The organism is Gottfriedia sp. OAE603, assembly GCF_040543965.1.
Taxonomy (GTDB): Bacteria; Bacillota; Bacilli; order Bacillales; family Bacillaceae_G; genus Gottfriedia; species Gottfriedia solisilvae.
In genome coordinates this window covers 26,789-39,179 of the sequence record NZ_JBEUNN010000001.1, presented here as the reverse complement: position 1 = coordinate 39,179, position 12,391 = coordinate 26,789, and the positions used below count along the sequence as shown (strand labels likewise).

The 12,391-nt window shown below is 33.9% G+C and carries 14 protein-coding genes; 1 reads left to right on the top strand and 13 read right to left on the bottom strand.

What is annotated here, in order from left to right; translation table 11 throughout:
- Positions 1 to 9: 9 nt before the first annotated feature.
- The 7 genes from ABID96_RS00170 to ABID96_RS00140 form a co-directional block, all read right to left on the bottom strand.
- Complete coding sequence (locus tag ABID96_RS00170) at positions 10 to 936, bottom strand: YybS family protein (protein ID WP_192603663.1); 927 nt, start codon at positions 934 to 936, stop codon at positions 10 to 12.
- 153 nt (positions 937 to 1,089) lie between these two features.
- Entirely contained in the window at positions 1,090 to 1,323 is a 234-nt protein-coding gene (rpsR, locus tag ABID96_RS00165; RefSeq protein ID WP_088001749.1) for a 30S ribosomal protein S18, read from the bottom strand.
- Between the two features lie 77 nt (positions 1,324 to 1,400).
- On the bottom strand, positions 1,401 to 1,886 hold the full coding sequence (gene ssb / locus ABID96_RS00160; protein WP_142283113.1) for a single-stranded DNA-binding protein: 486 nt from the start codon (positions 1,884 to 1,886) through the stop codon (positions 1,401 to 1,403).
- 35 nt (positions 1,887 to 1,921) lie between these two features.
- Positions 1,922 to 2,212 (bottom strand): 30S ribosomal protein S6, encoded by a 291-nt coding sequence (gene rpsF, locus ABID96_RS00155; protein ID WP_088001753.1) that lies wholly within the window; start codon positions 2,210 to 2,212, stop codon positions 1,922 to 1,924.
- 128 nt (positions 2,213 to 2,340) lie between these two features.
- Positions 2,341 to 3,441: a redox-regulated ATPase YchF gene (gene ychF / locus ABID96_RS00150; RefSeq protein ID WP_088001638.1), complete on the bottom strand. Its 1,101-nt coding sequence runs from the start codon at positions 3,439 to 3,441 to the stop codon at positions 2,341 to 2,343.
- Between the two features lie 162 nt (positions 3,442 to 3,603).
- A complete protein-coding gene (locus ABID96_RS00145) occupies positions 3,604 to 3,801 on the bottom strand; it encodes a DUF951 domain-containing protein (RefSeq protein ID WP_088001640.1) in 198 nt (65 codons plus the stop codon).
- Between the two features lie 30 nt (positions 3,802 to 3,831).
- Entirely contained in the window at positions 3,832 to 4,719 is an 888-nt protein-coding gene (locus tag ABID96_RS00140) for a mechanosensitive ion channel family protein (RefSeq protein WP_192603664.1), read from the bottom strand.
- 188 nt (positions 4,720 to 4,907) lie between these two features.
- Here ABID96_RS00140 and yyaC point away from each other — a divergent pair, with 188 nt between their 5' ends.
- Positions 4,908 to 5,495 carry a spore protease YyaC gene (yyaC, locus tag ABID96_RS00135; RefSeq protein ID WP_192603665.1) on the top strand — a complete coding sequence of 196 codons (588 nt, stop codon included), beginning with the start codon at positions 4,908 to 4,910 and terminating at the stop codon, positions 5,493 to 5,495.
- A 112-nt stretch (positions 5,496 to 5,607) separates the two neighbouring features.
- Here the strand turns inward: yyaC and ABID96_RS00130 are convergent, their stop codons facing one another.
- The 6 genes from ABID96_RS00130 to mnmE form a co-directional block, all read right to left on the bottom strand.
- Positions 5,608 to 6,447 carry a ParB/RepB/Spo0J family partition protein gene (locus ABID96_RS00130; RefSeq protein WP_192603666.1) on the bottom strand — a complete coding sequence of 280 codons (840 nt, stop codon included), beginning with the start codon at positions 6,445 to 6,447 and terminating at the stop codon, positions 5,608 to 5,610.
- Positions 6,440 to 7,201 carry a ParA family protein gene (locus ABID96_RS00125; protein WP_088001648.1) on the bottom strand — a complete coding sequence of 254 codons (762 nt, stop codon included), beginning with the start codon at positions 7,199 to 7,201 and terminating at the stop codon, positions 6,440 to 6,442. Before ABID96_RS00125 ends, ABID96_RS00130 begins: the two co-directional genes overlap by 8 nt.
- 129 nt (positions 7,202 to 7,330) lie before the next feature.
- Complete coding sequence (noc, locus tag ABID96_RS00120) at positions 7,331 to 8,182, bottom strand: nucleoid occlusion protein (RefSeq protein WP_192603667.1); 852 nt, start codon at positions 8,180 to 8,182, stop codon at positions 7,331 to 7,333.
- A gap of 85 nt (positions 8,183 to 8,267) precedes the next feature.
- Positions 8,268 to 8,987, bottom strand: a complete 720-nt coding sequence (gene rsmG, locus ABID96_RS00115) for a 16S rRNA (guanine(527)-N(7))-methyltransferase RsmG (protein WP_192603668.1) — start codon at positions 8,985 to 8,987, stop codon at positions 8,268 to 8,270.
- Positions 8,988 to 9,007: 20 nt separating this feature from the next.
- Positions 9,008 to 10,894, bottom strand: a complete 1,887-nt coding sequence (gene mnmG / locus ABID96_RS00110) for a tRNA uridine-5-carboxymethylaminomethyl(34) synthesis enzyme MnmG (RefSeq protein WP_192603669.1) — start codon at positions 10,892 to 10,894, stop codon at positions 9,008 to 9,010.
- 19 nt (positions 10,895 to 10,913) lie between these two features.
- Positions 10,914 to 12,290, bottom strand: a complete 1,377-nt coding sequence (mnmE, locus tag ABID96_RS00105; RefSeq protein WP_192603670.1) for a tRNA uridine-5-carboxymethylaminomethyl(34) synthesis GTPase MnmE — start codon at positions 12,288 to 12,290, stop codon at positions 10,914 to 10,916.
- Positions 12,291 to 12,391 lie beyond the last annotated feature (101 nt).

Here is a 12,391-nt window from a genome sequence, read left to right as displayed (position 1 = left end):
CAAAATAGCTTATTTCTTCATTCTATTAAAAATTCCAATTGAAATAATCCCAATTAATAAAACAAAAATCATTAACCCGTTAATCAGTAGACCTGCAATTAATATTAGAATTGGTACTGCTTTAGATAGTTTTCTAATATGACTAAAATAAAATATCGCTGCAAATCCTTGCGTAATCACTAAGATGTGTAATACATAAGATATGTTCATAATAGCTGTATAAAAGAATCCATTTGGTTTTGATCCAAAATAAGAAAGGATCGTAATAATCAAATACAACCACATAAATCCTAAAGGTAACCTGAATTCTCTAAACGGCTTAAATTTAGGCGTTTTAAAGCTTAATCTTCTTACAATAGGGAATGTTAATAGCTGCGTTAAAAATGCCATAGTAAAACCTAACATTAACATAATAGATGGTACTAAAACAGGCAATAACTTTAATAATTCAGTTATAGATTTAACATTTTTTTCGTTATAAGAAACACCTAAATCCGAATATAAATTCTTACTTGTTTCAAGTAACTCATTCATTCTGGTTGTAACACTGTTTGAAATATTAATATCAAACATAAGTTGTACTATTAAGTATATTAGTACTATATGTATGAAATATAAAAATGTACTAGTTAATAAAATTTCTCCTTTACTTCTTTCCTTTCCAAGTTGATAGCCTATTGCAATACCAACTGTCGAAAACATGAATGTTCCCAAGATAAAAGAAGTTTGAGTGATGACAAGTGTCAGCCCTAATGCAACACAAATCAATAAAAGAGATTCCTTAATAGAATATTTCAAGCTAAATATGATAAATGGTAGGGGCATTAAATAAGTTAGTACTATTGAGAGAAATGGTACATATGTAATCAGTAATAGCATAATTGAATATAATGCTAATAGCACTGCCCCCTCGGTTATAAAGCGAGTCGATTTCAAAATATGGCTCCTTTCAACTAAACCCATAAAATATCGGTAAGCATACTAATACTTATTTTACCATAAATTATTAAAAAAAATGAAAAGTTCATTAGATCCCTTAAAATACAAAAAAAGTACAGCACGAGAATGCTGTACTTTTTATTATTCAGCTTATTCAGCCACGTATGGTAATAATGCCATTTGACGAGAGCGTTTAATTGCAATCGTTAATTTACGTTGGTATCTAGCTGAAGTACCAGTTACACGACGAGGTAAAATTTTACCACGCTCTGATACGAAACGTTTTAATAACTCAGTATCTTTATAGTCGATGTGTGTAATGCCGTTAGCTGTAAAGTAACAAACTTTACGACGCTTAGCACGTCCACCTTTACGTCCACCCATTGCCATCTTATTTCCCTCCTTCTTTTTGAAGAATCGTTTTTAGTAATGTTTACCGTTCAACATTACGCTATTTTTTATCAAAAAGGAAGATCGTCATCAGTGATATCAATTGTTTTGCTTGTCCCACCAAATGGATCATCATTAAAGCTAGGCTTTTGTGATGGTGCTTCAAAAGGATTTCCAGCGTTAAAACCTTGGTTTTGTTGGTTCCCATTAAAAGAACCACCTTGATTGCCTGATGCATTTCTTGGCTCTAAGAATTGAACTGAGTCTGCAACAACTTCTGTTACATAAACCTTTTTACCATCTTGGCCATCATAACTTCTAGTTTGAATACGTCCTTCAACGCCAGCTAAGCTTCCTTTTTTCAAGAAGTTCGCAACGTTTTCAGCCGGTTTTCTCCAGATAACGCAGTTAATAAAATCTGCCTCTCGGTCACCTTGCTGATTTGAGAAGGCACGATTTACCGCTAGAGTAAATGTAGCTACAGCAACCCCACTTGGTGTATAACGTAAGTCTGGATCCTTTGTTAGACGACCTACAAGCACAACACGATTGATCATCTGATTCTTACCTCCCTAAGGCATTTCAAAAATTATTATTTGTCATTTTCACGGATAACGATATGGCGAATGATATCTTCGCTGATTTTCGCTAAACGATCGAATTCTTGTACTGCTTCTGGTTGAGCAGAAACATTTACAAGCATGTAGTGTCCATCACGGAAATCGTTAATTTCATAAGCTAAACGACGTTTACCCCACTCTTTAACGTTTGTGATTTCTGCACCTTGTTCAGTTAAAACGTTGTTAAAACGCTCTACTAAAGCTTTTTGCGCTTCGTCTTCCATGTTTGGTCGAACGATGTACATGATTTCGTATTTATTCATCACAATGTCACCTCCTTTTGGTCTAACGGCCCAGTTAAGGGCAAGGAGCAATTTATATAATCACTCACGAAATAAAATTATAGCATAAAAAATTTTAGATAGCAAACCAATAAATTATTTGCTACTTTTTACACATTAAAGCGGAAATGCATTACATCTCCGTCTTGAACGATATATTCTTTCCCTTCAAGACGCACTTTTCCAGCTTCTTTAGCTAGTGGCATTGAACCATAAGTTGCTAAATCTTCATATGATACAGTTTCTGCACGAATAAATCCACGTTCAAAATCAGTGTGAATTACGCCTGCACATTGAGGTGCTTTCATACCCTTTTTAAATGTCCATGCACGTACTTCTTGTACACCAGCTGTGAAATATGTCGCTAATCCTAATAAGTGATAAGCAGCTCTAATTAATTGGTCAAGACCTGATTCTTCGATACCAATTTCTTGTAAGAATGAACGCTTTTCCTCATCATCTAACTCAGAAATTTCTTCCTCAATTTTTGCACTAATTACAATAACTTGAGAACCTTCTTCCGCTGCAAAAGCTCTTACTTTTTCAACAAATTCATTTGATGATGGATCAACAATGTCATCTTCACCAACGTTAGCAATATAAAGCATTGGCTTCGTCGTTAATAAATGTAATCCCTTAACAACCTTCATTTGTTCTTCAGTAAATTCTACTGAACGAGCAGGTTTGTCACTTTCAAATGCATCTCTTAATTTCACTAAAATTTCATGTTCATAAGATGCATCTTTATCTTTTTGTTTCGCTAACTTAGCAACACGGTCAATTCTTTTTTCTACTGATTCTAAATCAGCAAGAATTAACTCTAAGTTAATCGTTTCAATATCTGAAATTGGATCTACTTTACCTGAAACGTGTGTAATATTGTCATCTGCAAAGCATCGTACTACCTGACAAATTGCATCTACTTGACGAATATGTGATAAAAACTTATTTCCTAAACCTTCACCCTTACTTGCACCTTTTACGATTCCTGCAATATCAGTAAATTCAAAAGTTGTTGGAACAGTTTTTTTCGGTTGAACTAATTCAGTTAATTTTTCTAAACGATAATCCGGTACTTCTACTACTCCTACGTTAGGGTCAATTGTACAAAACGGATAGTTTGCTGATTCAGCACCAGCTTGCGTAATTGCATTAAATAATGTTGACTTTCCTACGTTTGGTAAACCTACGATACCTGCTGTTAATGCCATAGTTTCCACTCCTATACGAACTTAGTTAATCTTTCACAATTATATTGATTTCAAAAAAAAATAACAAGAAAATCCGAATATTATTTCTTACATACGAAAGGCATCTAATAAGAGCGGTAAAAAGTTCGCTCTTACTAGATACCTTTTTAATAATTTTTTTACCTATTCTTCAGCTTTTGTTAATACCTTTTTTAATTTACGAGAAAACTCTCTGCGCGGAATTAAAACGCTATGTCCGCAGCCTTCACATTTCAAACGGATATCCATTCCCATACGGATAATTTTCCATTTATTCACACCACATGGATGTGCCTTTTTCATTTCTACTATATCATTTAAATCAAAAACCTTCTCTTCCATGCGACTATTTCACTTCCTTAAATAGTAGAATTAAGACTGTGCCTTTTCATTATTAGGTTCTGGTTGTCTATATAATACCATTTTTGGATATGGAATTTCTATGTTATTTCTTTCAAGTACTTCTTTAATTTCTTTTCGAATTGCTCTTGATATTTTAAATTGAGCCATCGGTTTTACTTCTGAGGCGATTCGAATGACTACTTCAGAAGGACCAAAGCTTTGAATGCCAAGATATTCTGGCGCTTTTACCATTTCTTCATATCGTTCAGGCATTTCCACTAAGTGCTCTTCAATAACTGATTGAGCATGTTCAATATCGCCTTCGTATGAAATACTGATATCTACCATGGCAACTGAGTTATGCAAAGAAAAGTTAGTTACTTCAGTGATCATACCATTTTGGATGATATGCAACTCACCTGTCGCACTTCTAATTTTTGTTGTTTTTAAACCTATTGATTGTACCGTTCCCTCGAAGGTTTGAACTCTAATATAATCTCCAACCGAAAACTGATCCTCAAATAAAATAAAGAAACCTGAAATGATATCCTTCACTAAGCTTTGTGCTCCAAAACCTAATGCAACACCTCCAACACCGGCACCTACAATTAGCCCTCTAGTTTCAACCCCAAAGATAGGTAAAATCGTAAGGACTGCAATAAAAAACACAACATATGCAATGACATTTTCTAACAATCTAACTAACGTAACTGATCGCCTTTCCGAAACTTGTAAAGGTCCTCTTGCTTGTACTTTTAGAAGTCGGCGAATTAATTTTCTTCCAAATTTAATCGCTAAAATAGAAACGATTATTATAACAGCTATTTTTATCGAAGAAGTCCAAAGCGTGTCCCATTGACTCTCAGTCAACATACTTTCTTTTATCTTTGCTTCTGCATCACTTAATGTATTTTTCATTTTATCCCCCTAACGCACTTTCTATTTCTTCAAAAGTTATACTAAACGAATTATGAATTTAAAACCATAAATAACTACAAATGTAATCATATAGTAATTTTATGATAAAGAAAGGTAGAATATAGTATAAATTGTTTAAATATTGCATAAACTATTACTACTCTTTTAAATGAAAAGTGGGCGATAGTATGCAATTTCCGGCAAATCCTTTTCGTAGTTTATTTAAGGATGATTATTCTGTATTTTTGGATGATGACAATGCAGTTAACCAATTTGCAGATCATTTAAGCAAATCTCTTCCTAGTATCTACACTAATGACATTGTATTTGTATGTATTGGTACTGATCGTTCAACAGGTGATTCTTTAGGTCCACTAGTCGGTACTTTATTAGGAGAATTAAATGTAAGTAGATTCCATTATTATGGTACTCTTGATGAACCAATTCATGCGTTAAATCTTTCTGAACAACTTGAAACAATAAAAAACAAGTATAAAAATCCGTTTATTATTGCTGTTGATGCATGTTTAGGCAGAGTTAAAAGCATAGGAAGTGTGCGATTATCAAATGGACCATTAAAGCCAGGAGCCGCAATGAAGAAGGATTTACCTTTGGTCGGTGAAATTAATTTAACTGGTGTCGTCAATGTAAGTGGTTTTATGGAGTTTTATGTTTTGCAAAATACTAGATTAAGTCTAGTCATGAAAATGGCAAAATTTATTGCGAGATCTATCAAAGAAACAGAAAGTAAATTGACTAGCCAAACTGCACTATAATAATACTAGTTTCATAATGTAATAAATGAATTTGCACTTATTATTGTTTCGTTTTCAAAAAAATGGACTATAGTTTGAATGTTAAATACAAACTATAGTCCAACTATATTATTTATTTAATGATAGAAAGGATTCTTTCCAAATCTTCTTTATTAAAGAATTGGATTTCGATTTTCCCTTTATCTTTGGTTGATTTAATTTTTACAGATGTTCCAAATTTTTCTTGTAAAACATCCTCGTACTCACTGAAGAATATATTCTTATTAGGAATTTTCTTTTGTGTTTCACGTGAAACATTATCGTTTAATTCATTAACTAATGTTTCTACTTCTCTTACACTTAGATTCTTTTCAACAACCTTTAAAGCAGTTCCCTCAATTAAACCTTTACGTTTCAGGCCCAATAAAGCTCTGCCGTGTCCCATAGAGAGTGTACCAGACTCAACCATTTTTTGAACAGAGTTAGGTAAAGTCAGGATTCTCAGATAGTTTGCTATATGCGGTCTACTTTTACCTAGTTTTTTCGCAAGTTGTTCTTGTGTTAAATGTAATTGTTCAATTAAGGATTGATAAGCCTCAGCTTCCTCCAAAGGATTTAAATCATCTCTTTGTAAGTTTTCAAGTACTGCTAGTTCCATCATTTGTTCTTCAGTCAATTCTCTTACAATGACTGGAACAGTATTTAATCCAGCATTTTTCGCAGCACGATAACGTCTTTCACCAGCAACGATTTGATAACCTTTAATACTTTTCCTAGCAATAATAGGTTGTAAAATCCCATGTTCTAAAACTGATTGTGTTAATTCTTGCATTGCATTTTCATCAAACTTTTTTCGAGGTTGGTAAGGATTTGGTCTAAGTTCTTTTAGTGATATTTCTTGAACGATTTCTTCATTTTGATTATCGATATCTTGAAAAAATGCTCCGATGCCTTTGCCTAAACCTTTAGCCATTATCAATCACTTCCTTTGCTAGTTCGAGATATACTTCTGCACCTCTAGACTTTGGATCATATGTAATGATCGGCTTGCCATGACTTGGCGCTTCACTTAAACGGACATTTCTTGGAATAATTGATTTATAAACTCTATCTTGAAAATACTTTTTTACTTCTTCAATAACTTGGATACCCAAATTTGTACGAGCATCCAACATAGTAAGCAATACACCTTCAATTGCTAAATTCTTATTTAAATGTTTTTGTACTAATCGAACAGTACTTAATAATTGACTTAATCCTTCCAAAGCATAGTATTCACATTGTACTGGAATAATAATTGAGTCAGAGGCTGTCAGTGAATTTAGTGTTAATAGGCCTAGAGATGGAGGACAATCTATTAATATATAATCATAGTTTCCTTTTACAGTATCTAATGCACGTTTTAACCGTACTTCTCTAGAGATAGTAGGGACTAATTCGATTTCCGCTCCAGCAAGTTGAATTGTTGCTGGAATTATATCAAAATTAGGGATTGCGGTGCTTATAATTACACTTTTTGCTTCGACATCATCAACTAATACATTGTACACACACTGATTTACATCTGCTTTTTCAATTCCAATTCCACTAGTAGCATTACCTTGAGGATCTATATCAACTAATAATACTTTTTTTCCTAAATGTGCTAAACAAGCACTTAAATTAACTGATGTTGTTGTCTTACCAACACCACCTTTTTGATTTGCAATAGAGATTACCTTAACCACTACGTAATCTACTCCTTCCACAACAAACAATTCTTATTTTCTATTCTATCACGAATACAATCATCATTGTGTTTAGATTTAAAAATGAACAAAAAAAATTCACCGCTTTAGAAGAGGTGAATTGAATCATTATTTTTTAGGGATTTTAATTGTAATTTGATAGTAATCATCATGTTCTTCTTCCTGACTATCAATATCCATACCCGTTTTCGTCACCATTTGTAATGATTCACGAATCGTATTCATTGCAATTCTAACATCCTTGCTTATTGCTTTTATTTTAGGACGAGGTTTTGGTTTTTTCTCTGTAAGTAAAGCAACTACACGGTCTTCAGTCTGCTTAACATTCAATTGTTTCTCTACAATTTCTTGTAATAAACTAACTTGAAGTTGAGGTAGTTTTAAAGGAATAAGAGCCCTAGCATGACGCTCTGTAATCGTCTTATCTAACAGAGCTTGTTGAATCTCTTCAGGTAATTTTAACAGTCTTAGCTTATTTGCAACTGTTGATTGCCCTTTACCTAAACGTTGAGCCAACGCCTCTTGCGTAAGATTATGTAAATCAATTAATTTTTGATATGCAACAGCTTCTTCAAATGGAGATAATTCTTCACGTTGCAAGTTTTCAATTAGTGCAACAGAAGCAGTTTCAGTATCATTAAAGGTTTTTACAATTGCAGGGATAGTGTCCCAACCTAATGATGATACTGCTCTAAAACGACGTTCACCAGCAATAATTTCATAATAGTTAGGCTGAATCTCTCTAACTACGATCGGTTGAATAATACCATGCGTTCTAATTGTTAATGCCAATTCCTTTATTTTTTCATCATCAAAAAAGGTCCTTGGCTGGTACTGATTCGGAACAATATCAGACACCGGAATTTGACGTATTACTTCATTACTTGAAACTGAGTCTTGGACATCATCACTTATTTCTTTTTCTGACAAGCCAAATAACTTGGATAAAGTGCTTTTCAATGTGATTCCCACCCTTTTAGAATTTCGTTCACAACAAATTAAATCTAACAAATGTTTCACGTGAAACATTTGTTAGTTTATAAAATTATTTTTCTAATGGTTCTTTACCAGGAGTACCAGGCTTACGCGGGTACTTGTTTGGCGTTTTACGTTTCTTTTCTACTATAACAATATTTCGTTCACTATCTTCTCCAGGAAGAACAAAATGATTGATTGCTTTTACTTCTCCACCAAGAGTTTTGATTGCATAATCTGCTTTATCTAACTCATCTTGACCCGCAGCACCCTTTAGGGCTACAAAATGTCCATGTGGTTTAACAAGTGGTAAACATAATTCACTTAATACTGACATTCTAGCAACAGCTCTTGCTGTAACAACGTCAAAAGATTCTCTCATTCCGTCTTTTTTAGCGAATGTTTCTGCACGGTCATGATGGAATGCAACATTTTCTAATTTTAATTCCGAAGCTAAATGATTTAAAAATGAAATTCTCTTTTGTAAAGAGTCTACTATTGTTAATCGGATAGATGGGAAACATATTTTAATGGGAATAGAAGGAAAACCTGCTCCGGCACCAATATCACATAATGTCATCTCATTTGAAAAATCAAAGTAGAAGGAGGCACTGATTGAATCATAAAAATGTTTCAAATATACTTCTTCTTCTTCAGTAATTGCTGTTAAATTCATTTTATTATTCCACTCAACTAGCGTGTGAAAATATATATCAAATTGTTTTAATTGAAAATCAGATAAATGAATGTTTTTTTCTTTTAGTGCAGCAATAAATTGTTCTTTGTTCACTAGTAATTCCCCTATCTATATTAGTTCGATATTCTTGCAATTTTTCCTTGTTCTAAATAAACAAGTAGAATTGAAATATCTGCTGGGTTTACTCCGGATATACGTGATGCTTGCCCAACTGATAGTGGACGTACTTGTTCAAGTTTTTGTCTAGCTTCTGTAGCGATTCCATTAATTGCTTGATAATCAATATTTTCAGGGATTCTCTTTAAATCCATTTTTTTCATACGTTCTACTTGATTTAATGATTTTTCAATATAACCTTCATACTTAATTTGAATTTCCACCTGTTCTTTTACATCAGGATGCAATTCCTTTTCAGAAGGAGAAAGGACGTGAATGTGTTCATAGTTCATTTCTGGTCGACGTAATAAATCTGCCGCTTTGATCCCGTCTTTTAATTCACTACCGCCTACTTCTGCAATCAAACCTTGAACTTGCGCGGTTGGTCTTAACTGAGTTGATTTTAAACGACTAATTTCTTCTTCAATATGCGCTTTCTTTTGTTCGAAATCTGCAAATCTGTCATCAGAAATTAAGCCTAACTCATGACCTATTTTAGTTAATCTTAAATCAGCATTATCATGGCGAAGTAATAATCTGTATTCCGCTCTTGAAGTAAGTAAACGATAAGGTTCATTCGTACCCTTCGTTACTAAATCATCAATTAGAACACCAATATATGCTTCAGAACGATCTAAAATCAGTTCTTTTTTATTTAATGAACGACAAGCTGCATTAATTCCTGCGATTAGTCCTTGTCCTGCAGCTTCCTCATATCCTGAAGTACCATTAATTTGACCAGCTGTATAAAGATTTTTAATATGCTTAATTTCTAATGTTGGCCATAATTGAGTGGGTACAATCGCATCATATTCAATTGCATATCCTGTTCTCATCATTTGAACATTTTCTAATCCTGCAATTGAACGAAGCATTTTCTCTTGTACATCCTCTGGTAAGCTTGTAGAAAGTCCTTGAACATATACTTCCTGAGTGTTTCTTCCTTCAGGCTCTAAGAAGATTTGATGTCTTGGTTTATCGTTAAAACGAACTACTTTATCTTCAATTGATGGACAGTAACGTGGTCCAGTTCCCTTAATCATACCAGAGTACATTGGTGAACGGTGTAGGTTATCATCAATAATTTGATGAGTGTTTTCACTTGTATATGTTAACCAACAAGGAATTTGATCTGTTTCAACTGCTTCTGTCTCATATGAAAATGCACGTGGAACGTCATCACCAGGTTGTATTTCAGTTTTAGAATAATCAATACTATGGCTATTTACACGCGGAGGTGTACCTGTTTTAAAACGAACGAGCTCAATACCTAGTTCCTCTAAGTGCTCAGATAGCTTAATAGCTGGTTGCTGATTATTAGGGCCACTAGAATATTTTAATTCACCTACTATGATTTCACCACGTAAAAAAGTACCAGTCGTAATAACAACTGTTTTAGATCGATAAATAGCACCTGTTTGCGTAATGACGCCTGTGCATTCACCGTCTTCAATAATTAGTCTTTCAACTAATCCTTGTTTTAAAGTAAGGTTTTCAGTATTCTCAATCGTTTTTTTCAATTCGTGCTGATATGCGAATTTATCCGCTTGAGCACGTAATGCACGTACCGCAGGGCCTTTCCCTGTGTTTAACATTCTCATTTGGATATGAGTTTTATCAATATTTCTACCCATTTCTCCACCAAGTGCATCAATTTCACGTACAACAATCCCTTTAGCAGGTCCACCTACTGAAGGGTTACACGGCATAAATGCTACCATATCTAAATTAATCGTCAGCATTAATGTTTTTGCACCCATACGAGCAGCAGCAAGTCCTGCCTCACAACCAGCATGACCAGCGCCAATAACAATTACATCATAATTGCCTGCTTCAAAACTCATGTAACTTCCTCCTAACCCTTTATTTTCCTAAACAGAATTGAGAAAACAATTGGTTTATTAAACTTTCCTGTACTGTATCTCCAATAATTTCACCTAACAATTCCCACGCTCTTGTTAAGTCAATTTGAACTAAATCGATCGGCATTCCATTTCTCATTGCTTCGGTTGCATCATTAATTGTCGATCCCGCTTGCTTTAACAATGCGATATGTCTAGCATTTGATAAATATGTTAAATCTTGCGACTCGATTTGCCCTTCAAAATATAAATCAGCAATCGCTTTCTCAAGATCTTCAATACCTTGTTCTTCTTTTAAAGAAGTCGTTACAATTGTAGCATTACCAACTAATTGCTTCACTTCTTCAATATCAAGATTTTGTCGTAAATCTGTTTTATTTATGATGACAATTACATCTTTTCCGCTCATTTGTTTATATAAAACACGATCCTCTTCAGTAAGTTGCTCATTATTATTTAAAACAAACAATACTAGATCGGCCAAGTTTAATACTTTTTTCGAACGCTCTACCCCAATCGCTTCAACAACGTCCTTAGTTTCTCGAATACCAGCTGTATCAATTAAACGGAGAGGAACACCCTTAACATTCACATATTCCTCAATTACATCCCTTGTTGTACCAGGAATATCAGTAACAATCGCCTTACTTTCTTGCACAAGTGTGTTTAATAGAGAGGACTTACCAACATTCGGTCTACCGATAATGACCGTAGATAGTCCTTCTCGTAAGATTTTACCTTGCTTTGATGTTTCAAGAAGTCTTTGAATTTCGATTTGAACGGTTTTTGCTTTTTCAATTAATACTGTATTCGTCATTTCTTCAACATCATCATATTCAGGGTAATCAATATTCACTTCAATATGAGCAAGAATTTCTAAGAGTGTTTGTCGTAGTCCACTAACCATCTTAGATAATCGACCCTCGACTTGATTCATTGCAATTGCCATCGCTCGATCCGTTTTAGAACGAATTAAATCCATCACTGCTTCTGCCTGTGATAAATCAATACGCCCATTTAAAAAAGCCCTTTTCGTAAATTCACCAGGTTCAGCTAGTCTAGCACCTGATGAAAGCACTAATTCTAGCACTTTATTAACAGAATAGATTCCGCCATGACAATTGATCTCTACTACGTCCTCACGTGTAAATGTTTTAGGAGCTCTTAATACCGAAACCATTACCTCTTCGACAATCGTTTCAGTACTAGGATCTACTAAATGGCCATAATGAATTGTATGAGAATCTACTATATTTAAATCTTTTTCTTTAAACAGTTTATTAGCTATTTGAACAGCCTCATCACCACTTAATCGTACGATGGCAATTGCACCTTCGCCTTTAGGTGTCGATATCGCTGTAATTGTATCAAATTCCATTAGAATATCACCTCTAGAGCATGTTATGTATTAGATAACATGTTACTTCTAAACCTATAGCATAGCATAAAGATTTTTATAATTGAATGTTTTTATATTAT